Source organism: Clostridium algoriphilum (genome assembly GCF_020443705.1).
Lineage (GTDB): Bacteria > Bacillota > Clostridia > Clostridiales > Clostridiaceae > Clostridium_AD > Clostridium_AD algoriphilum.
This window is the reverse complement of record NZ_JAIZZK010000018.1, coordinates 1-22,472: the sequence shown is the minus strand read 5'-3', so window position 1 is coordinate 22,472 and position 22,472 is coordinate 1. Positions and strand designations below refer to the sequence as shown.

Annotated in this window: 25 protein-coding genes; 18 read left to right on the top strand and 7 right to left on the bottom strand. The window is 30.7% G+C overall.

What is annotated here, in order from left to right; all coding sequences use genetic code 11:
• Positions 1-226: 226 nt before the first annotated feature.
• From LGK95_RS13385 to LGK95_RS13365, 5 genes are all read left to right on the top strand, one after another.
• Complete coding sequence (locus LGK95_RS13385; RefSeq protein WP_226125294.1) at positions 227-523, top strand: PTS sugar transporter subunit IIB; 297 nt, start codon at positions 227-229, stop codon at positions 521-523.
• Positions 524-599: 76 nt separating this feature from the next.
• Complete coding sequence (locus LGK95_RS13380; protein ID WP_226125293.1) at positions 600-1,577, top strand: mannose/fructose/sorbose PTS transporter subunit IIA; 978 nt, start codon at positions 600-602, stop codon at positions 1,575-1,577.
• A 36-nt stretch (positions 1,578-1,613) separates the two neighbouring features.
• Positions 1,614-2,420: a PTS mannose/fructose/sorbose transporter subunit IIC gene (locus LGK95_RS13375; protein ID WP_226125292.1), complete on the top strand. Its 807-nt coding sequence runs from the start codon at positions 1,614-1,616 to the stop codon at positions 2,418-2,420.
• Positions 2,421-2,439: 19 nt separating this feature from the next.
• A complete protein-coding gene (locus LGK95_RS13370; protein WP_226125291.1) occupies positions 2,440-3,351 on the top strand; it encodes a PTS system mannose/fructose/sorbose family transporter subunit IID in 912 nt (303 codons plus the stop codon).
• A 332-nt stretch (positions 3,352-3,683) separates the two neighbouring features.
• Positions 3,684-4,058: a DUF956 family protein gene (locus LGK95_RS13365; protein WP_226125290.1), complete on the top strand. Its 375-nt coding sequence runs from the start codon at positions 3,684-3,686 to the stop codon at positions 4,056-4,058.
• Positions 4,059-5,318: 1,260 nt separating this feature from the next.
• Here LGK95_RS13365 and LGK95_RS13360 read toward each other — a convergent pair.
• Complete coding sequence (locus LGK95_RS13360; RefSeq protein ID WP_226125289.1) at positions 5,319-5,561, bottom strand: hypothetical protein; 243 nt, start codon at positions 5,559-5,561, stop codon at positions 5,319-5,321.
• 571 nt (positions 5,562-6,132) lie between these two features.
• On the opposite strand from LGK95_RS13360, the gene LGK95_RS13355 reads away from it, so the two are divergent.
• Both LGK95_RS13355 and LGK95_RS13350 read left to right on the top strand, forming a co-directional pair.
• The gene (locus LGK95_RS13355) at positions 6,133-6,405 is read left to right on the top strand and encodes a hypothetical protein (RefSeq protein WP_226125288.1); all 273 of its coding nucleotides are present in this window, start codon (positions 6,133-6,135) and stop codon (positions 6,403-6,405) included.
• A 132-nt stretch (positions 6,406-6,537) separates the two neighbouring features.
• Positions 6,538-6,966 (top strand): universal stress protein, encoded by a 429-nt coding sequence (locus LGK95_RS13350; RefSeq protein ID WP_226125287.1) that lies wholly within the window; start codon positions 6,538-6,540, stop codon positions 6,964-6,966.
• Here LGK95_RS13350 and LGK95_RS22450 read toward each other — a convergent pair.
• On the bottom strand, positions 6,963-7,085 hold the full coding sequence (locus tag LGK95_RS22450; RefSeq protein WP_264174561.1) for a hypothetical protein: 123 nt from the start codon (positions 7,083-7,085) through the stop codon (positions 6,963-6,965). The two genes, LGK95_RS13350 and LGK95_RS22450, sit on opposite strands and share 4 nt — an antisense overlap.
• Positions 7,086-8,358: 1,273 nt before the next feature.
• Here LGK95_RS22450 and LGK95_RS13345 point away from each other — a divergent pair.
• Complete coding sequence (locus LGK95_RS13345) at positions 8,359-9,462, top strand: alpha/beta hydrolase (protein ID WP_226125286.1); 1,104 nt, start codon at positions 8,359-8,361, stop codon at positions 9,460-9,462.
• A 360-nt stretch (positions 9,463-9,822) separates the two neighbouring features.
• Here the strand turns inward: LGK95_RS13345 and LGK95_RS13340 are convergent, their stop codons facing one another.
• Positions 9,823-10,653 (bottom strand): AraC family transcriptional regulator, encoded by an 831-nt coding sequence (locus LGK95_RS13340; RefSeq protein ID WP_226125285.1) that lies wholly within the window; start codon positions 10,651-10,653, stop codon positions 9,823-9,825.
• Positions 10,654-10,926: 273 nt separating this feature from the next.
• Here LGK95_RS13340 and LGK95_RS13335 point away from each other — a divergent pair, with 273 nt between their 5' ends.
• The 7 genes from LGK95_RS13335 (at position 10,927) to LGK95_RS13310 (ending at position 19,419) form a co-directional block, all read left to right on the top strand.
• A complete protein-coding gene (locus LGK95_RS13335) occupies positions 10,927-13,113 on the top strand; it encodes an alpha-galactosidase (RefSeq protein WP_226125284.1) in 2,187 nt (728 codons plus the stop codon).
• A gap of 37 nt (positions 13,114-13,150) precedes the next feature.
• On the top strand, positions 13,151-14,611 hold the full coding sequence (locus LGK95_RS13330) for a PTS transporter subunit EIIC (protein ID WP_226125283.1): 1,461 nt from the start codon (positions 13,151-13,153) through the stop codon (positions 14,609-14,611).
• A gap of 60 nt (positions 14,612-14,671) precedes the next feature.
• Positions 14,672-16,129 (top strand): glycoside hydrolase family 32 protein, encoded by a 1,458-nt coding sequence (locus tag LGK95_RS13325; protein ID WP_226125282.1) that lies wholly within the window; start codon positions 14,672-14,674, stop codon positions 16,127-16,129.
• A gap of 148 nt (positions 16,130-16,277) precedes the next feature.
• The gene (locus tag LGK95_RS13320; protein ID WP_226125281.1) at positions 16,278-16,682 is read left to right on the top strand and encodes a helix-turn-helix domain-containing protein; all 405 of its coding nucleotides are present in this window, start codon (positions 16,278-16,280) and stop codon (positions 16,680-16,682) included.
• 69 nt (positions 16,683-16,751) lie between these two features.
• A complete protein-coding gene (locus LGK95_RS22445; RefSeq protein WP_264174560.1) occupies positions 16,752-16,874 on the top strand; it encodes a hypothetical protein in 123 nt (40 codons plus the stop codon).
• A 43-nt stretch (positions 16,875-16,917) separates the two neighbouring features.
• Positions 16,918-18,567, top strand: a complete 1,650-nt coding sequence (locus tag LGK95_RS13315; protein WP_226125280.1) for a diguanylate cyclase domain-containing protein — start codon at positions 16,918-16,920, stop codon at positions 18,565-18,567.
• A gap of 351 nt (positions 18,568-18,918) precedes the next feature.
• Positions 18,919-19,419 carry a DNA methyltransferase gene (locus LGK95_RS13310; RefSeq protein WP_226125279.1) on the top strand — a complete coding sequence of 167 codons (501 nt, stop codon included), beginning with the start codon at positions 18,919-18,921 and terminating at the stop codon, positions 19,417-19,419.
• A 102-nt stretch (positions 19,420-19,521) separates the two neighbouring features.
• Here LGK95_RS13310 and LGK95_RS13305 read toward each other — a convergent pair whose 3' ends face one another.
• From LGK95_RS13305 to LGK95_RS13290, 4 genes are all read right to left on the bottom strand, one after another.
• Positions 19,522-19,899: a VOC family protein gene (locus LGK95_RS13305; protein ID WP_226125278.1), complete on the bottom strand. Its 378-nt coding sequence runs from the start codon at positions 19,897-19,899 to the stop codon at positions 19,522-19,524.
• Positions 19,868-20,056 (bottom strand): hypothetical protein, encoded by a 189-nt coding sequence (locus tag LGK95_RS13300; protein WP_226125277.1) that lies wholly within the window; start codon positions 20,054-20,056, stop codon positions 19,868-19,870. Before LGK95_RS13300 ends, LGK95_RS13305 begins: the two co-directional genes overlap by 32 nt.
• Positions 20,056-20,229 (bottom strand): tyrosine-type recombinase/integrase, encoded by a 174-nt coding sequence (locus tag LGK95_RS13295; RefSeq protein ID WP_226125355.1) that lies wholly within the window; start codon positions 20,227-20,229, stop codon positions 20,056-20,058. The genes LGK95_RS13300 and LGK95_RS13295 overlap by 1 nt, the downstream gene beginning before the upstream one ends.
• Before the next feature lie 182 nt (positions 20,230-20,411).
• Positions 20,412-20,597, bottom strand: a complete 186-nt coding sequence (locus tag LGK95_RS13290) for a hypothetical protein (protein ID WP_226125276.1) — start codon at positions 20,595-20,597, stop codon at positions 20,412-20,414.
• 574 nt (positions 20,598-21,171) lie between these two features.
• Between LGK95_RS13290 and LGK95_RS13285 the strand changes: the two genes are divergently transcribed.
• The 3 genes from LGK95_RS13285 to LGK95_RS13275 all read left to right on the top strand — a co-directional run bounded on the left by LGK95_RS13285 (position 21,172) and on the right by LGK95_RS13275 (position 22,340).
• Positions 21,172-21,402 (top strand): hypothetical protein, encoded by a 231-nt coding sequence (locus LGK95_RS13285; protein WP_226125275.1) that lies wholly within the window; start codon positions 21,172-21,174, stop codon positions 21,400-21,402.
• A gap of 267 nt (positions 21,403-21,669) precedes the next feature.
• Positions 21,670-21,858 carry a hypothetical protein gene (locus LGK95_RS13280; protein ID WP_226125274.1) on the top strand — a complete coding sequence of 63 codons (189 nt, stop codon included), beginning with the start codon at positions 21,670-21,672 and terminating at the stop codon, positions 21,856-21,858.
• A 311-nt stretch (positions 21,859-22,169) separates the two neighbouring features.
• Entirely contained in the window at positions 22,170-22,340 is a 171-nt protein-coding gene (locus tag LGK95_RS13275; protein ID WP_226125273.1) for a hypothetical protein, read from the top strand.
• Positions 22,341-22,472: the final 132 nt, after the last annotated feature.

Sequence of the window (22,472 nt, the reverse complement as noted above, 5' to 3'; positions counted from 1 at the left end):
TCCACCCTTATACCCTTCAAACCATTACTGCCACTGTATTACATTTATAGGGCTATGTTTTTCTTAACGTACGAAATATCATTTTTGCGTATGCTACCCTTAATAGGGCTATAAATATTTAAAACAAGGGCATAATAGGATAAATAAGTTATTCATCCTATTAATAAACTTATATTTATATCATGTATAACAAGTGTTCATTATGAATTAAAAATTAAAAATTTGTTTGTATAATATTGCATATAAGAATATACTAGAAATAATAGTAATAAATTCAATAGGTAAAACATATAGGAGGTACTTATTATATGGTGATGGATATCGGATTGATGATTGCTTGATTCACGGGCCAGTAGCTACCGTATGGGCCAAAGCAACTAAGATTGAATGGGTTTTAGTTGTAATCGTTATGGTTGCTTGTGATGAGCTCCAAAAATTTTTGTTAAAACAAGCATCTCCACCTGGAGTGAAATCAAATGTCATTACAATTCGTAAATTAATTGAAATATATCATAATTATTAATTTTGGTTACAGGTTTTTCAAAACTTTTATATATATATATTTTACTGTAACAAATAAAAAATAGGAGGTATAAAAGATGGTAGGAATTATTCTTGCTAGTCACGGAGAATTTGCTAAAGGCATCTTGCAATCTGGTGCGATGATTTTCGGAGAACAAGAAAACGTACAAGCTGTTACGTTGATGCCTAGTGAAGGCCCTGATGATGTTAAAGCAAAAATGAAAGATGCAATCGCATCCTTTGACAACCAAGATGAGGTTTTATTCTTAGTTGATCTTTGGGGTGGTACACCATTCAACCAAGCGAGTAGTCTATTTGAAGAACACAAAGACAAATGGGCAATCGTAGCTGGTATGAATCTACCAATGGTGATTGAAGCTTATTCTTCACGTTTTTCAATGGAATCCGCACAGGAAATTGCGGCTTATATCTTAAAAACAGCTAAAGAAGGAATTAAAGTTAAGCCTGAAGAATTAGAACCAGCAGATAATGGTAAATCTTCTGCAACGACCGCTGGGCGATCTAATGCAGGTGCACCTGGATCATTCGAATATGTTTTAGCTCGTATTGACTCTCGTTTACTTCATGGACAAATAGCAACTGCTTGGACAAAAACTGTGCTACCTACACGAATTATTGTCGTGTCAGATGCAGTAGCCAAAGATGAGCTTCGTAAGAAATTGATCCAACAGGCTGCTCCTCCGGGTGTTAAAGCTCATGTTGTTCCAATTAATCAAATGATTAAACTTGCAAAAAATGATCAATATTTTGGCGGACAACGTGCATTGCTTCTTTTTGAAAATCCACAAGATGTACTTAGAGCGGTAGAAGGTGGAGTACCTTTGAAGACAATCAATGTTGGCTCTATGGCTCACTCTCTGGGTAAAGTTCAACCAAACAAAGTACTTGCTTTCAATCAAGAAGATATTGATACCTTCAATAAGCTTAAACAAGCTGGATTGGATTTTGATGTTCGTAAAGTTCCAAGTGATTCAAAAGGAAATATGGCCGAAATTCTTAAAAAAGCACAAGGGGAATTAAATAAACTAAAATAATCTAACTATTTAAATGAAAAAGGAGGATTAATAATCATGGATATAAATATTGTCCAAATGATATTAGTCGTTATCGTGGCATTTCTAGCTGGTATGGAAGGTATCTTGGATCAATTTCAATTCCACCAACCAGTAATTGCTTGTACGTTAATCGGCTTAGTTACAGGTAACTTAATACCATGCCTAATCTTAGGTGGTACTCTTCAAATGATTGCTTTAGGTTGGGCAAATATCGGTGCTGCCGTAGCACCAGATGCAGCGTTAGCATCTGTTGCATCTGCAATTATTCTAGTTCTTGGTGGCCAAGGTAGAGCAGGAGTTTCTTCAGCTATCGCTATTGCTGTTCCGCTAGCAGTTGCAGGGCTATTATTAACAATTATTTGTCGTACCATCGCTACAGCGTTTGTACATTTAATGGATGCTGCTGCTAATCAAGGAAATATCAGAAAAGTTGAAATGTGGCATATCATTGCTATTTGTATGCAGGGTGTACGTATTGCAATTCCAGCAGCCTTGATCTTAGCAATTGGTGCTGGTCCGATTCGTTCATTACTTGAAGCTATGCCTACTTGGTTAACAGGTGGTTTAGCAATCGGTGGTGGAATGGTCGTAGCTGTCGGTTATGCAATGGTAATCAACATGATGGCTACAAAAGAAGTATGGCCATTCTTTGCAATTGGTTTTGTGTTAGCAACTATTTCAGAAATTACACTTATCGGACTAGGTGCAATCGGTGTATGTGTGGCTCTTATTTACTTAAAGCTTACTAAACAAGGCGGCTCAGGTAATGGTGGAAGCTCAAATACTGGTGATCCGTTAGGCGATATTATTGACACTTACTAAGAAGGGAGAGAACACGAAAATGGCAAATAAATTAAAATTAACAAAAAAAGATCGTATTTCTGTTTGGTTCCGTTCATTTTTCCTTCAAGGTTCTTGGAACTACGAAAGAATGCAAAACGGTGGTTGGGCATACGCATTGATTCCCGCAATCAAAAAATTATATAAGACTAAAGAAGATCGTTCAGCTGCATTGAAACGTCACTTGGAGTTCTTTAACACTCACCCATATGTAGCTTCACCAGTCATTGGTGTAACATTAGCCTTAGAAGAAGACCGTGCAAATGGTCTACCAATCGATGACGTAACTATTCAAGGTGTTAAAGTTGGTATGATGGGACCTTTAGCTGGTATCGGAGATCCAGTTTTCTGGTTTACTGTTAGGCCAATTTTAGGGGCATTAGCTGCTTCTCTTGCTATGAGTGGTAACATACTTGGACCAATTATCTTTTTCTTCGCTTGGAATATCATCCGTATGTCATTTATGTGGTATACACAAGAGTTTGGTTACAAAGCAGGCTCTCATATTACCGATGATGTATCGGGTGGTTTACTACAAGATGTTACAAAAGGAGCATCCATCCTTGGTATGTTCATTTTGGGATCATTAGTTAACCGATGGGTAACTGTTATATTTACACCGACAGTATCATCCGTTAAGTTAGCTGCCGGTGCCTACATTGATTGGAGCAAACTTCCTGCTGGATCGAATGGTATTAAAGAAGCTCTGTTGCAACAAACAGCTGGTTTGTCATTAACTAATGTTAAGGTTACAACATTGCAAAATAACTTGGATTCATTGATTCCTGGACTTGCAGGATTAGCATTGACACTTCTTTGTATGTGGTTGCTTAAGAAGAAAGTATCTCCAATTACAATTATTTTTGGGCTGTTCGCAATCGGTATTATTTTCCACTTAATCGGTTTAATGTAATATTTTTTATTCAACCTGGGCTTTTGGGCCTGGGTTTTTTTATTACCTTCTATGTTAATATTGCATCGACCCAGGAGATGATTTAATTTTATGTCTAGTAAAACTGTTTTTGACGGTTGTGCCGGCACTTGATTATTTCATCTTAAGAATGTATATTATATACTATAGTCAAGAAGTACAATGATTTATTAATTTAGCACAAGCAGGGCAGTTTCTGTCTGGAGAGCGTGGTAAATATTTTGAAGGTATTCAAAAATTCCCACGAAGTTTTAAAAGATAACTATTAATTAATAGAAACAAATGCGTGTATAAATAGAAAAGAGGTAGATCGTATGGTTCAATCACTCAATACAAAGGTGGATCTAGTAATTGATGCAACAGCTTTTACAGGGTTTACAGATTATGGAAAAGTCATGATCGGCGACAAAGGTTTTGAGTTTTATAGTTCTCGTGATTCTCGCAAATATATTCAAATTCCTTGGGAAGAGGTTGACTATGTCATTGCGTCCGTATTGCTAAAAGGAAAGTGGATTCCACGATATGCGTTCCAAACGAAGAAAAATGTTACCTATACTTTTTCTTCTAAAGAAGCAAAAAAAGTACTTCGTGCTGTTCGAAAATATGTTGAGCCAAATCATATGCTTCAGTCGTTAAGTTTTTTTGATGTGGTCAAACGAGCGATGCAATCGAGATTTAAGAAGAGTTGATCAACTAAAGAACCTATCATGTGTATAAATTAGGTGAAAAGTAATTTGATTTCGGCTCGTAGTTAATAAAAGTTCCCACCATTGAGATGAAATTAGATAAAACAAGTATTAATCCCCATTTTTGAATGTACTATATTTATAATATACCATGTAAAACAATACATTCAAAGAGACAATTGCTTAGTTAAATTTAACTGAATGCTTAACAAGCCTTATAAATCAACAGTATATACAAAAAAAACAATGTAAGGTTTTATAATAAATCGTACATTCAATTACTGCGTAATCTAATAATATTATGACTCATTGACTCTTACAATCCATTCAGTAACTAATGAATTAAATAGCTCCACCTGTTCTATCTGTAAATTAAGCCCTGCTTTATCCAATACGGCAAAGGTTGCTCTTGGATAGTTGTCTAAAATACTCCATGCGTTTTTATAACCTACACTTGAATCTTGACGTCCTAATAGTATAAGAGTAGGTTTGTTAAACTTTTCTTTCAGCCTATTTAAATCAACTGAAAACGCATACCCATTTTGTTGAAGATCGAGTAAAAAATTATTATCTGCTAATCTATCAATTAAAGTTAATTTAGATAATGGTAATTCGATAATAGTTTATTATAATGGCGACAATATTGACTGTAAAACAGAGGTTAACTGATATTTCAAAATTAAATATAATTAAATAATACTCAAAATATAATTTTGTATTTTTATTTGTTTGTTCAGATAAAACAAACTAAAGAATTATAAATCACTTTTATAGTACACGCCTATAAACTATAGGTACACTGTTTTTATCCTCATCATACCCATAATTAAATTCAACTAAAATCTAACTACCGCACTTTCGATTGCTACTACCGCATTCCCTAATGGGACTTTCCCTACGGGCTACCTGGTCTGATCTAAGTCTATTAACCTATTCTTACAGTATCAATAACGATTAATTAGTTAAAATCCAATTATGAATTTTAACTGAAGACTAATTAAATAATTTAATTTTTAAAACAATGAATATTTCTAAAAAAGTGGACAAGATATAAAAGACATAAAAATTTAATATCTTTTTTTAAAAGAGGCTAATTGATACTAGTGTTCAATAGCTTGTTTCAGAAATTGAGCAATTTTTGTATTCGAAGGGAGAATACTTATGAATACTAATAAAGTATCTCTCTTAATTAATTTATTGTTCATGTATTATCCCCCTCAAAAATCCTATTATGTACTATTCTTTGGCTTACCTAGTTCCCTTTTAGATTTTCTTAGTTCTATTCATTATGATAGCTCTAATTTTATTTGCTTGAGCTTCAGTTATAGTGTTAGCGTTTACAATATTTGTTTCTAAATCCTGTTGTATATTTAGGATGTTATATTCATCTATAAGATCATTCAATTGACGGTTAATAATTAATCTTTCTATCCTCAAATCTCTTAATTTATTAATACATGTATTAATATCAAAATCAGTTAAATTCCTATCAATTATCTCTTCCATCGTAAAACGCCTCCCAGTTAATTAATTTCATAAAATATATATTCTATATATAAATTTTTTTTCCTCTTTTTTCGTTATTATTATTTATAATTACCCTTAATCATACATAAAAAAACCATACAATATAATGTTTACATGCTAATTTAGATTTTGTAGACATAAATATAAATGATGATACCAAGTTATTTATAGATCCTTCATTAATTGACGCAGCTACCAATAATGATTGGTGTAAGGAAAATATTTTAAGAGAAAAATTAAATGATTTTACTATCGATCAATTCAAGTTCAATAAAATTGAATTAAACGATACCCGTATAAACATTGGTAAAGCTTGGAATTCTAAATCAGAAGAATGGCAAGACATTTTTAGTAATGCTCTTTTAATAAATAATTCACCAATTTTATTAGTACCTAAAAAGATTGTTAGAAAAAACTATATTTATTCAGTTGGAGAATATAAAAAAAGCCTGTGTAAGATCTTCATACGATTTTTCCTCTATTCTTAATTGTGTTACACATTTAAGTATATCACTGAGAGTTCCAATAACTATTCATAGTAGTATAAAAAATGAGCAATATAATTGCTCAAGATTTAAAACTATATTACGAATTATATTCGTATCTATCTGACTTAGGACCTCATAAAGATGAAGCGCCAATGGTTGATGGAATTCCAGATTCTGAAAAACCAAATCACAACGATGCGTTTATGGGTTTAAGTATGACTGAAGATATGCTAATTTGTTTGTATCAAAATCATATGAAAATAATAATAAATAGTATCAGCTTAAAACAATATAAACTCATTCAAAATAATATTGATTGTGAATTTGAAAGTTGAATATTAAAGTCAATGTCGTGAAATACAATTTTTACGACATTCGTATTTTAATTAATATTTCAAAAGGATTATAGATCTATCATATAGAATAGTATAAAAATAGTATATAAATAATTTAAGGAGGCTTTGTATATGAAAAAATTAAAAATATTAGTGCCATTAGATGGTACGGAAAGAAGTATGCACTCTATTAATTGGTTAAAAAAATTCTTTAGTAAGGATGCTATTTCCATTACACTAATGAATGTAGTAGAAACAGTTTTAACTAACAAGATGATAGTTCCAACGCCAAATTCAATTCCAAATGAATTTGGTTATTTAGCAGAGGAAAGTAAATTGGTTTTAGATAAAGCAATAAAGGAACTGGAAGGCTATGAAGTTGAAAAATTTTCAATTTTGGGATACGCTGGAGATGAAATATTAAAAAAGGCTGAAAAAGATAGCTCTGACATAATAATAATGACAAAGTGTAGTAAAAAAGGTTTATATAGAATAATTGGCTCTGTAACAAGTAAGGTTGTTAGAAATGCTAAAGTATCAGTAGTAGTTATTCCTGATTAGTATTTGCTCTTAACAGAAGATAGTGTAAATTCACTAATATATTCATTACTTAAAAGAGAAGACCAGTAAGGCCTAGCGTAATTACTAGGCCTTTTTAGGGTTCGTCTTGCCTTTTGCATTTAACACCTCCAACAGTATACAAAACACAGTATAGTGCAGCAACAGGAGACGGTATAAGTATAAGAACTGGTGCAGGGATACAATATTCTTAGTCTTATTTATAAACTCTAAAATAGCAACCGCTAGGATTAAACTTAACTATATTAATTAATATTAAACATAAACAAGGGTATATCCAACATGGATATACCCTTATATTTTGCTTCAATGTTTCGTCTCAAATGATATCAATATTAAAGTAGTTAATACGCTAAGCAATAGGTTTGAAATTATAATATAAAAATGTCGTAAAATTATGGTTTCACGACATTTTATTTTTTACATCCCTAATATATAACGTGTTTTTTATCCGAATATAATAAAACAATTTTATTTTTCTTATATAGAATTTGTAGTAAAAATAGTATAATTAACCATAAGTTTTGAATGTAAAAAGATTGATTAGTTAAAATAATCAACAAAGTGAATTTTTTAGGAGATACAATGAATAAAGAGTTATTAGAGAAGATACAAACAAGTGAGTTTATTTCAAATGAAGACCCAATATTTACTGAAATTAATGAAATACTTGAGAATTATTAGATTAGGTAAGGGTATATTTATTAATAAATCGTGTATGTTTGTTGATTTAGGTGGTATTGAATTAGAAGATAATATAATATGTCAGAAACTTTAACTTTAACTACATCACCAATTCTTAATCCAGTATTCAATTGAAATTTACATAACAACCAATCTCTGTCAATTTTACATTTTAAAAATATAAGTAAATCATTTATTTTCTTTTTATCTCGTATAGGTTCTACTATCAAATTTTTCCACTCGCTTTCTCTTTTATTCTATGTAATATTTATTGTATTTTATTACATTAGAATTTTTAGGTAACCTACTATATTTACTGAAATGTTAGTCAACTTTTCTTAACGGTACTTTTGCACAAATTGCGAACCCTACCACAAACTGATTTTGAAGCAGGAATAGAAAAAATACATAGTAAAGAAAATAGACAGGAAACTGCATAATAGTTATTGTGGGAAATATAGAAGATTTGTCAATTTGACAATGTCTTAATTAACTTTTTCTAAAAAAGACTTGACTTAAAGTTAACTTTAAGTTTTAAACTGTAGTAGCACTTAGATAACAGAACTGATTCAATTGACAGATTTGGAGTATTTACGGAAAAAAAGCGGTTGATTGTAAAATAAAGAAATGAAAAAAAGAGGAATGCTAATAAAATAAAGATGTAATCAATAAAAGAAAGAGGAGATTATTATGAAAATGAAGCTTTCCAGTAATAAATTAGCAAAAGCTATTATGTTGGGGCTTGCACTTACTATTGTGAGCGGTGGTGCTGCAGTTGCTATGGTGGCGCAGCATATGAAACAGCCGCGGATTGAAGCAGATAAGAGCCTGCCAGCAGGCGATATGTCCCGTGGTGCAGACAACTTTTACAAGAGCAACAAAGTAGATGCTCACAAAGTTACGTTTCATAACAGTTACAATATGAAGGTAGCTGGTAATTTGTTTGTGCCAAAGAACTTGGATAAAAGCAAAAAACATTCAGCCATCATTGTCGGACATCCTATGGGCGCAGTAAAAGAGCAAAGTGCAAATCTTTATGCTCAAAAAATGGCAGATAAGGGATATGTAACGATTTCGTTCGATATGTCCTTCTGGGGGGACAGTGAAGGGGAACCTCGCAACAGTGTTTCACCGGACATTTATGCGGATGATTTCAGCGCCGCCGTTGATTTTCTTGATACTTTGTCGTATGTAGACCGTGAGAACATTGGAGTCATCGGTATCTGCGGCAGTGGTAGTTTTGCCATCAGTGAAGCTAAAATTGATCCACGTATGAAGGCGATTGCTACGGTCAGCATGTATGATATGGGAAGTGTAAGTCGCAATGCACTGCATCACAGCCAGACGTTAGAACAGCGTAAACAGGTTATGGCAGATGCAGCACATCAGCGTGATATCGAATATGCAGGCGGTCAGCGGGAATATACAAGCGGTACACCGGAAAAAATCGATGAGAAATCTTCGCCAATTGCTAAGGAATTTTACGATTTCTATCGCACTTCCAGAGGATCTGCTAATACAACTACGCATCCGACGCTTACGAGCAATGTGAAATTCATGAATTTCTATCCGTTCAATGATATCGAAACAATTTCACCGCGTCCATTGCTTTTCATTGCTGGTACAGAGGCTCATTCGCTCGAATTCAGTGAGGACGCTTATGCAAAAGCTGCTGAACCGAAAGAATTGTATCTCGTTCCAAATGCCGGGCATGTTGATCTTTATGATCGTACAGATGTCATTCCGTTCGATAAACTCACGGAGTTCTTCAATAAATACCTGAATAAAAAATAAGGAAAAATGTGTAGTAACTATCTGAATTATGTCAAAAGTAAATAAGATGTACTTTTGACATACAAAAACAACGAATAAGGACTATTTCAAAAAGTACACTTTATGAAATAGTCCTTATTCCCCCTTTTGGAGGGGATGGGCAAAAACACCCAATGAGTAATAAGAAAGCCTAGTGTACGCTAGGCTTTAAGTAACCCCTGAGAATAATTTCTCAGGGGTTACTGTTGTGTAATTTTAAACAAATACAAAAGTATTACAAAAGCATTATCGTATAAATCGGAGAACATGTGTTTTTTCTGAATTAATTATAAATGGAAATTGTACAGGCGCAGGTCCTGGATAACACATTTTGTAAAAACATTATTCTGTTTTCAAATTTTTAAATCTAAATTCTGAGGGACTTAATCCCTTTAATTTTTTAAATGTTTTAGAAAACGAAAGTGCATCAGTATATCCAACAGAACGAGATATATCACTAATTTTAAGATTTGAATCTATAAGTAATGAAGCTGCTTTTTCCATTCTTAAAGAAAGAAGATATTCCTGTGGAGATTTATTAGTAAATTTTTTAAATAATCTATGTAGATAAGAACGGTCTATACAAATATAATTTGCTATATCTTGTATAGTGATATTATCAGCATAATTTTGTTGAATGAAAAGTAACGCTTCATCAATATAACTTTTTGGCCTATCTATTAGTATAGATTCATGATTTGGAAAATTCTCGCATAATAAATATAAAAATTCATAAAGCCTAGATAAAATAATTAAATTTCTGTTTGAGGTTATTTTAGATGCAATCACAATGCTATTCATATAGTTTAGTAAATTACTATTTTCAGAAAAAGAAAAAATCGGATTCTCTGCGGAAAGAGTAGTTCTATTCAAATAATCTTTTGCTTTTGTTCCATTAAAGCCAATCCAAATATATTGCCAAGGAAAATCATTATGAGATTCATAATATATTAAATTATTAGGTTCTATTAAAAACCCTTGATTTTTCTCAAGATGATAAGTCTTTCCTTTAATTTTATATATACCTTTGCCTTCTAATATATAGTGGATCATATATCCACTTCTAATAGCTGGACCATATGAATGACCACTTTTGCAAGATTCTATACCACAGGTATAAAGATTAAGTTCTATGTTAGAATAATATTTTTCATTCGAAAAAATAAAAGTCATTTCTTACACCTCTTATAATAAATAGTTGTCACATGACAACTTTAAATGTCTACATTATGCTATATAAATATAGCATGTAAACCATTAAAATAAAAGTATAAACTACTTAATTGCATATAGGATTTAAAAGTTAGTGAAGGATTTTCAGAACTTATATAAATTTAAGTAGTATTTTACAACAATTATTTTTTAGCTTTAAAATCCATCATAGGGTACTTAAATTATGTAAATTTCTAAGTGTATTATTTTAAATTTTTAAATTAGGAGGAAGATATGGGCATAAAAGTAGATGATGAAAAGTTATTATTTCATATTCAAGGAAAGAACACTAGCTACGTAATGCAAGTAATAAGAGATGGTTATTTAGCACACTTATATTGGGGCAAAAAAATTAATAAGTACAGAGGTAGCAATAAAATAATTTTTATAGATAGGGGTTTTTCTCCTAATCCAAACGATAAAGATAGAACTTTTTCACTAGATACTGTACCACAAGAATATCAAGCTTTTGGTAATGGAGATTTTAGAATTCCAGCATATCAAATTAGACTTAATAATGGATCTAGAATCTCAGATCTTAGATATAAAAGTCATAAGTTATATAAAGGAAAACCAAAGCTTAAAGGATTACCTGCCACTTATGTAAAGGATTGTGAAGAGTCTGAGACACTCGAAATACTCATGGAAGATGAAGTAATTGGCTTACTAGTTACTTTAACCTACACTTTATTTAAGGACTTAGATGTAATAACTAGAAGTGTAAAGTTTACAAATCAAGGACAAGAAAGTCTAAGACTTACTAGAGCACTTAGTATGAGTGTAGATTTTAGAGATGATGACTTTGAAATGATAAGTCTATATGGTGCGCATAATAACGAAAAGAATATTGAAAGAAGAAAAATTGTATCAGGAATACAATTAATAGATAGCAGTAGAGGAACTAGTAGCGCACAACAAGCACCTTTTTTAGCATTAGTCAGAAAAGATACAAATGAAGATAGCGGAGAAGTATATGGATTTAATCTAGTTTATAGTGGGAATTTCACAGCACAAGTTCAGGTTGATCCATATAAAAATACTAGAGTATCTATGGGAATAAATCCTTTTGATTTTTCATGGCTGTTAGAAATTAATGAAAGCTTTCAAACACCAGAAGTAGTAATGGTTTACTCACAAAACGGAATAGGAGAAATGTCTAGGATTTATCATAAATTATATAGTCAAAATTTATGTCGTGGAGATTTTAAAAATAAAGTAAGACCTATTCTTATAAACAATTGGGAAGCAACATATTTTGATTTTGATGAAAAAAAGATTAAAAGCATAGCTAAAGAAGGAATAGAGCTTGGCATAGAACTGTTTGTATTAGATGATGGATGGTTTGGAAAAAGAGATGATGATAATAGTTCATTAGGGGATTGGGTTGTTGATAAACGTAAGCTCCCAAATGGATTAGAAAAGTTAGCAAATACAATAACAAGTACTGGTATGGAGTTTGGAATTTGGTTTGAGCCAGAAATGATTTCTGTAAATAGTGATTTATATAGACAACATCCAGATTGGTGTATACATGTGCCAAATAGACCTTACACTCTAGGAAGAAATCAACTTGTATTGGACTTATCAAGAGATGACGTTTGCGACTATATTGTGAAATCAGTTTCAAATATATTATCAAATGCACCAATAACTTATGTGAAATGGGATATGAATCGTAATATTACAGATGTTGGTTCAGAATTATTACCTTACGAAAGACAAGAAGAAACAAGTCATAGATATATTTTAGGGTTATATAAGGTAATGGATTATCTAGTAGATAGATTTCCAAGGGTATTATTTGAAAGTTGCTCAAGTGGTGGAGGAAGATTTGATGCAGGAATGCTATATTACATGCCACAAACTTGGACAAGTGATAATACGGATGCAATATGTAGAACAAAAATTCAATACGGTACAAGCTTAATATATCCAGCGATTACGATGGGCTCCCATGTTTCTACAGTGCCTAATCATCAAGTAGGAAGAATTACACATCTTGATACAAGAGGGCATGTAGCTATGGCAGGAAATCTTGGATATGAATTAGATTTAACAAAGCTTACAAAAGAAGAAAAACAAGTAATTAAAGAGCAAGTTAAATTATACAAGGAAATAAGAGAAACAATCCAATTTGGAGAATTATATAGGATATTTAATCCGTTTGATGGAAACGAAGCTGCTTGGAACTTTATATCCAAGGATAAAAGTGAATTTATAGCAACATACGTTAAAGTATTATCACTTCCAGGAGCTCCAATTAGAACAATAAAGTTTAAAGGATTAAATCTAGATTATGATTATAAAGATGTTTCTACAGGAGAAATTTTTGGTGGAGATGAACTTATGAATGTTGGAATTACAATTCCAAGAATAAAACAAGACTTTCAAAGTATTCAATGGAGATTTAAAAAAATATAGGATATATATAAGATAAAATATGAAAGGATGATGAATTATGGGTAAACAAGAAAAGCATTTAAAAATTTCTGAAGAAATTTTACAAAATGTTGGAGGAAAAGAAAATATACAAGGTGTTGCTCACTGTGCAACAAGACTTAGAATTGTTTTAGAAGATAAGAACAAAGCTAATACGGATAATTTAGATAATATTGAATTAGTTAAAGGTGTATTTATAGTTGGAGATCAACTTCAAATTATTTTTGGGCCGGGGCTTGTAAACGAAATTTATGCAGTTTTCTCAAAATTAGTAGGAATCGAAAATATGTCTTTAGCAGATGCAAAAGGTAAATCAGCACAAAAACAAAATCTATTTCAAAAGGGAATTAAATCCTTATCTGATGTATTTATAGATATAATGCCGGGCATACTTGCGGCAGCATTACTTATGGGATTATCAGGATTGCTTGGGCAGACGGGGCTATTTGGAGAAAAATCAATTGTTGAAATGTATCCAGCTTTAGCAGGTGTAAATAGATTTGTTGGTATCGTTTCATCAAGTGTTTTTGCCATTTTACCATTAATAGTTGTTTATTCTTCTACTAGAAGATATGGTGGAAAGCCTGTATTAGGTCTAGTAATTGGAGCAGTTATGCTAAATAGCAATTTAGCAAATTCTTATGAAGCAGCAAGAGGAGTTGTAAGTCCAGAAGTAATAAACGTTATAGGTCTTAATATAAAATTAGTAGGTTTTCAAGGTGGAATAATTATTGCTTTAATGATGGGATTTGTAGTTGCAAAACTTGATAATTTCTTTGATGAAAAAATTCCTAATAGTTTAAAACTATTAGTATCACCAATGCTTACTGTGTTTGTTTCTTCATTTTTATTATTTACAATAGTTGGACCAGTTGGACGTACGTTGGCTAATGGAGTAACAGGAGGACTATTATGGGTAACTCAAAATCTTGGTATATTTGGATATATGATTTTCGGAGGTGTACAACAAATAATAGTCATTACAGGATTACATCACGTTATAGGAGCTATTGAAAGTCAACTTTTAGCAGATACAGGTACAAATTTCTTAAATCCATTAATGTCAGTTGCAGTAGCAGCTCAAGGTGGAGCAGTTTTAGGATATTTAGCATTACGTTGGAAAGATGTAAAAACAAGAGAACTTGCAATTCCAGCATTTATTTCAACATTATTTGGTATATCAGAACCAGCAATATTTGGTGTAACGTTAAGAAATAAATATCCACTAGTTGCAGGATGTCTTGGAGCGTCAATTGCAGGAGCTTATGTATACAGTAGTAAACTTGTATCAATAGGTTTTGGAACAACCGGTGTTCCAGGTTTTGCAATAGCATCAGGTTCAAATAATGGCTATGTTAATTATATAATAGCACATGCAATTGCAATATCATGTGGAGCGTTATTTACAATATTATACGGGAAAATAATATTAAAAAATAAAGTATATAAAAAAAATAATGGTATTGAAAAATCATATTAAAAAATTAAAGTAATTTAGAGAGTTAGCTATAATAATATGTTTAGCAGGAAAGGGATTTTTATGATAGAAGAAAATTTATACGATAAAGTTAAAAAGCAGATAGATGAATATTACAAAAAAGAAGATTGTAGTATTTGGAAAAATAATTTTCATATTGAAATGCCCTTTGGTTTAGTTAATGATCCTAACGGACTAAGTTATTACAATGGAGAGTTTTATATATTTTATCAATGGAATCCATTTGATTGTGAACATAATAATAAACACTGGGGCTTGGTTAGGACTAAGGATTTTATTAATTTTTCAAAACCAAAAGTAGTTTTAAAGCCAGTAGATTGGTTTGATAAGAATGGATGTTATTCAGGTTGTGGGATAGTTAGAGATGATAAATTAAACTTATTTTATACGGGTAATGTAAAAGATGAAAATAATGAAAGATCATCTTATCAATGTATTGCTACGTATGATAAAAATGGGATTTGTACAAAAAATGAAGTTGTAATTGATGGTCAACCAGAAGGGTATACAGCGCATTTTAGAGATCCATATGTATTTATTGAAAATGAAATTTATTATTCAATTATAGGAACTCAAACTAATGATTTAAAAGGGAAAGTTGTTATATATAATTCGAAGAATTTAAAAGAATGGAATTTTGTTGGTGAATTAAAAACTAATATGAATGATTTTGGATATATGTGGGAATGCCCTAATATGGTTAAATTAGATAATGAAAAGTATGCATTTATTTTTTCACCACAAGGAATAGAAGGTGAAGAATTTAAATATCAAAATATATATCAATCAGGATATGTAATAGGAAATTTGAATTTAAATACATTAACTTTAAATCATGAAGGATTTAAAGAACTAGATATGGGATTTGAATTTTATGCTCCGCAAGTCTTTAAATACAATAATGAAAATATAATGATAGCTTGGGTGGGAATGCCTGAAAAGGAAGAGGAATATCCAAGTAATAATAGGGATGGAAGAGTTTTTGCATTATCTATGCCTAGAGTATTAGAAGAAAAAGATGGAGTGCTATATCAAAGACCGTTTAAAGCTTTAGAAAAATTAAGAAAAGATAAGCAATTAGAATTGAGAAATATAGAGACTAAAGAATATACAATAAATCCAAGTTCAAGAACTTTAGAAATGAAGTTAAATCTAGATTTAAATTTAAATACTCTTGTGGAAATTAAATTTAAATTTAAAAATGAATATATATCATTAATGTATAATAAAAATACTCAAGTATGTATTATTGACAGAAATCACATGAAGCTTAAGCCAAATGGAATTAGAAAATTTAAGTTAAAAGCGTCAAACAGTTTAAAGTTTCATATATTCATTGATAATTCTATTATAGAAATTTACTATCAAGATGGAATCGAAGCAACAACAGTAATGTATTTTCCTAAAAATAATGAGTTAAGTATAGAAATAAAAAGCCAGGAAAATCTATTTATATCTGAATTAGATTTATGGAATTTAAAGAAGATAAATTATAATTAGTATATTATTTATCTTCATATATTTTAACTTTCATGATTATGTAAAAGGTGTTCATTAAAAGCAAAAGCACTCAAGATAATTTGATATGCTCCCCTTAAAGTAGACAGATTAAATAATAAAAATCTGTTACCAAAAGGGGGGCATTTTTGTGGCTAAAAGAACTAAATATACTGCAGAGGAAAAGTATGAAATATCTAATAATACAGTATTAGTAAAATGGATAAACAAGTATAATTGTCATAGAGGAATAAATGCAACTACGAAAGGAATGACCCAATCTATGACAAACGGGAGAACTACCTCTTGGAAAGAAAGGATTGAAATTGTATTGTACTGTATTGCTTACAGCAATGACTATCAACATGCTGCTGAGTTTTATCACGTATCCTACCAGCAAGTATATCGATGGGTTAAAAAATATGAATCTGGTAAAGAAATTGCACTTAAAGATAGACGAGGTAGGAATAAATCTGAAGAAGAACTAACACTTGAAGATAGAACAAAACTTTCAATGAAAAAACTAGAAATGGAATTTAGGGCTTTAGCCGCATAAGTCAATTTTTATTATTTACATTGTCTACTTGACAGGGAGCAGTTCAATTTTAATTATGTTGTATGCTTTTTGCCATTCAATTCATATATTACAGAAGGAGTTAAAAATAAAATTAGAAGGAAGAATAAAAAAGCTATAATTTTTTGCATAAAGCCATTAGGCGAAGAGGTTATAAATCCAAGCTTTACGTAGGTACATATGGATCATGAAAGTTCTGAGATTATAGGGGGAATAGATGATGCTACTAGAGGATTATATTAAAACGATGTTGTTTATAATATTATGTATATGTTTTATTTTCTACTTATTTTTGGGTGTCTATAGCTATCAGCGAGATAATAAATCAAAAGTCAACATAATATTTTTTGCTTTATGTATTTCTGTTAGCCTTAGGGCGATAGGATATGCGTTTATGTTAATTTCTCCTAATGAGGAAATTGCAAATATATGGAGAATAGTTTCTGCATTAGGTTGGTGTTTTATAAATGGGTTATGGGTATCCTTCGCATTTTCTCTTAAAGATACAAAGCGAAAAAACTCCAACTCAAAAATACAATTTTCACTATATATTGCCTCAATGATATTTTTTATAAGTAATTTAATATATGGACCCTCTAAAGTAGTAAGTAGAGAAGCTTATGGATTTGTAGATAATTTATATTCTTCTACAACTATTGGTACTGTTTTTAGTATATATATTGCAGGTTCATTTATAGCAGGTTTTGTAATAATATATTTTCACATGAGAAATTCTCAAAAGAATAGAGTCAGAAAACAGATGAAAATTATTTTAATTACCACGTTAATAACTTTTTGTTTAACGGCAATATCAGATTTGATTTGTCCTGCACTGGGTATTAAGGTTTTTCCGTCTGGGATTATAGCAATCTTTATTTGGATGAGTGGAATGTGGTACGCAATTAATAAACATAAAATGATGTCAATTTCTTATGAATTAGTATCAGAATATCTTTTTGAAGCTGTAAACGAACCGATTTTCTTATTGGGTGAAGATTTTCTTGTGAAAAATTGTAATGAAGCTTCATTAAATGTAACAGGTTATAATTATAAGGAATTAAAGGGGAATTCACTCCATGCTATAATAAATTTCAGAAATTTTAATATCAAAACTATAATTCAAGCAGAAAATGTTATTAATATTGAAGTTGATTTACACAGGGAAAATAAAGAAGCTCTTATCTGTGAACTATCAGCAACAGTTATATATGATAAATATAAAGATATATTAGGAATCGTTACTCTATTACATGATGTTTCTGAAAGAAAAAAGATGGCTGAAATACAAAAGAAATATACTTTAAAATTAGAAGAATCAAATCTTAAACTTAAAAATGAGATTACAGATAGACTATTTGCAGAAGAGCAAATATGCCATTTGGTATATTATGATGCCCTTACAGAACTTTCTAATAGAAAAAAAATGCGGGAAGATGTTAACATACTATTAGATAACAAACGCGAAAAATTTGCGTTCCTTTTTATAGATCTGGATAAATTTAAGAGTGCTAATGATAATTATGGCCATGAAGCTGGAGATAATATTCTTAAAACTGTAGCTGTGAGATTAAAAAGCATTATTAGGTCAACGGATGAAGTTTATAGAATTGGTGGTGATGAATTCATAATAATATTAAGAAATTTGAAAGTCTCTGCAAATGCTGAAAAAATTGCAGGAGCTGCTTTGGAAACATTAAGCACAGCTTTTACCTATAAGGAAAACAAATTATTTATCGGAGCAAGTATTGGCATAAGTATATTCCCTGAGCACGGAATTGATGAAGACACATTAAGTAAGAAGGCTGATTCAGCTATGTATGAAGTTAAGCGCAATGGTAGAAATGGATATAAGATATATTCCTCATAATGAACGAAAACGATTATTATATATAAATATTAAATTAAAAATAGGGAAGATTAATATTTTTAATTTAATGTGAAAAGTGAAAGATAATGCATAAATTGAGTGTATATTCTCAATTAAAATTAAGATTTCACGATTCATGTTTTTCCACCGGGCGCACTATTAAAGACCCATCTGGGATCCAGATGGGTCTTTCTTTTGGTTCACTATAACCTTGATAATCAACTATTTCTCAATTTTTTTACAATATTTATTTTTTATTATTAACTCAATCGGAATTGGCAATGTATAATGGGTAAGGAAGAACGTAGGTCATTAGGTGCACATTATACAAGTGAGGAGAATATTTTAAAGTTGATTAAACCATTATTCCTTGATGAGTTATGGAATGAATTTGAAAAAAGGAAGAATACAAAAGTAGAATTAATGGAGTTGCATGATAAAATTGCAAAGCTAAAGTTTTTAGACCCAGCTTGTGGTTGCGGAAATTCTCTTATAATTGCATATCGAGAACTTAGATTGTTAGAATTTGAAATACTAAAAATGATATATGATAATAGACAAATGATACTTATTGATATCTTGTGTAAAGTATCTGTTGAACAGTTCTATGGTATTGAGATTGAAGAGTTCCCATCACAAATTGCTGAAGTAGGAATGTTATTAATGAAGCACCAGATGGACAAGGAAGTTTCAAACTATTTTGGTATGAATTTAATAGATTTCCCTATTAAGAAAAAAGCTAATATAATTCATAGAAATGCACTTAGAGTAAATTGGGAACATGTCGTTAAAAAGAATGAACTGGATTATATTATGGGTGTTTTTGCCTATCCCGCCAAAAAGGTATATTAGTAGATTATATAGAAAAAAGGCATTGCTGCCTTTTAAAGTTGATGAACAATAAATGAAGATTGCGTGGTAGGGTTAGGCTCGTTTAATTTAATCATTAGATTTTTAATGCATCAAAATAAGACAAAAAGGATGCCCAGCAGGGTCAATCATAACTGTCCATTCTGCTGAAAATTGAATATCTGCTAACCTTGCACCACAGGAAATTGCATGGGCAATTTCTTTATCTAACTCATCCATTTTAACAAAAAAGTCTAAATGAGCCATTGGTTGTTGTTTTTCATCCTCAGGTGGCCACACTGGTCTTTTATAATTAGGAATTTCTTGAAATACCAAAGATGTCGCTTCGTTTTTATCACTGTATACAATAATATATTTATCATCCATGTGATATACTTTTTTCTTCCAACCTAATAAATTTTGATAAAAATTCGATAGTTCTTCTGAATTATCAGAATCCAAAACAGTCGCTCTTAATTTCATTAAACAATCTCCCCATTTCTACAAATATAAATAGTCTTACATCACATTTTTCTACGACTACGTCGTAAGTCCTATATATAATATTATCATTATTTACCACACTTTGTAATGAATTTTTACAACCGATATTTGTATCGACCCTTAAAAGCCATTCCACTAGCCTAAATTAGACTGTAAATAAACTTCTTTCTTTTGTTCTTCAGTAATTCCAATGTATCTTAAAGTCTGTGCTTTTGAAGAATGGTTAAATATGTCCATAAGTAATTCTAATGAAGATCCATTTTGATATGCATGGTAGCCAAAAGTTTTACGTAGGGTGTGAGTGCCTATTTCTCCAGATATAATTACTCCCTTTTCATTCTTTTACACTTTTAGGGTCTAATGTCAAATAATCTAAAACAAACTCTGCGGGGTTTTCTAAAAAGTACTTGTCTCCAGTATAAAGGTAATGTTCCCACAGGTGTGCATTTCTGCTCCATAAAACTAGTTCCACAAATCATTAGTAAGTTCCTCTATTTCGATGTTATGAAAGGGTGTGATTTCCTAAACCAAGAATTTGACTTCTTCTTTGCTATTTTTCTCAATAATTCTTCTTCCTTAACAAAAAACTCTTCTTTTGTTATAATTCCCTCATCTAATAATTCTTTATATTTCATAATCTCATCTGTTACTATTTGTTGGGTCCACTCTAATTCCAATAACATCACCTCATTCCAACAATCCTTCTATGTAAACCCCCAAAAGTTAACCTATAACTATATCGTACACATCAACAATATTCTTAAGTGTACAGACATAAATATTGAAGTGTATATAGGGGAAGCTTACTAGATACCTAATAAAATACATACAACATAATTAATCCTATATGCAATTAAGTAGTTTATACTACTTTTATTTTAATGGTTTACATGCTATATTTATATAGCATAATGTAGACATTTAAAGTTGTCATGTGACAACTATTTTATTATAAGAGGTGTAAGAAATGACTTTTATTTTTTCTAATGAAAAATATTATTCTAACATAGAACTTAATCTTTATACCTGTGGTATAGAATCTTGCAAAAGTGGTCTATTACCTTTGCATTTTTTATTTATTGGTATTAATTGCAACTAATTTGCAAATCAATTAGTTGAGAGATAAATAAAATGATGTTTTGAATTATATTATCAAATCAAAATTGAGGATGGTGGAAATTTTATAACCAAATTAAAAGCACAAAAATAATTATGAGTTAATATTTAAATATATTAAAAGGGGTGTAGATTGTGGGTTACAGTTTTACTATGGATAATCATAAAGAGCGTTACAATATTCAGCTAACTAATACAAAGGGTTGCACTTATTGTAAAGATGGTAAACAACTATTAGGTACAACAGGGGGTAATCAGTGGTATATTAATGATTCCAAAAACGAAATTCATTCCGATAATGATGATATATCAGTTCAAACTATTAAGATTAATTATTGCCCTATGTGTGGGAGAAAGTTAACTTAGTTATTAGTTTGAATAAAAGAGGACATAAAAATTAAAATTATAAAACCATTAATAAATAGTCAGTACCCCCTGAGAATAATTTCTCAGGGGGTACTTTTGTGTAATTTCAGATTAATACAAACGTAATGCAAAAGCATTACCGAAATGTTAGGTTGTTAACTATAAAAAAAAATAAAATTTATATTTTAATTGCGGTTACACTTATTTTTATTATATGTTTTATAGGCTCAAAGGGAGAATTAGTTGAAAATTTACAAATCCCTGTAGGTGCTGGAGCAAATAGATAAAGATTCTGCTAATAATTATAATATACCTTTTTTAATATATTCCTTTGAGGAAGAAGGTAAAATATCGAGTATTATAGTTAATGGAAACGGCAAAAGTATGAGAGATACCAGAGAAAATAGACAATTAAAATCAGCTGCAAAGCCAATGGTTGGCCAATCCAGCAAGTAGCATATTTTGTATCGCTGCTCCAATTGATTGAGAATTTAAAATTGTAGTGAAAAAATATTTACACCATTTTGTATACACCTTTACTGGTGAAAGTATCAATGACACCATGATACGAGATTTATAGAGTAAGTGTTTAATATATCAACCTTACTGAATAATTATTTTATAACTGTCAATAATTTAAATATCTACTTAAGATCATAAATTTATTTACAAAAGATTATGAAATTGACAGCAAAATATGTAAAAATGATTCTACATCCAATGAACCAATGAATAATTCAAGAGATTATTTATTAGGAGGTTGTATTATGAAGCATCTAAAAGTAGGGGTCGCTTTCGTATCCGTATTAGTAATATGCTTGTATTACAACATAGTGGTTGTTGATTTTGACCTTTTATTAGGGAATATAGGTTCCATTGCTAATTGGACAGCTCAAATTTTTTTAGTGGCGGTTTTTGTATCTTGTTTAAAAAAGTAAGCCAAAAGGTAACTCTGTAAATGAACTGCCCCCTGTCAAGTAGACAGTGGAAATAATTAAAGATTTCAAGTAAGGCGTCTATCATTTGGTAGGCGCTTTGTTTATGCTGCATTACCTAATAGATATCGCTGA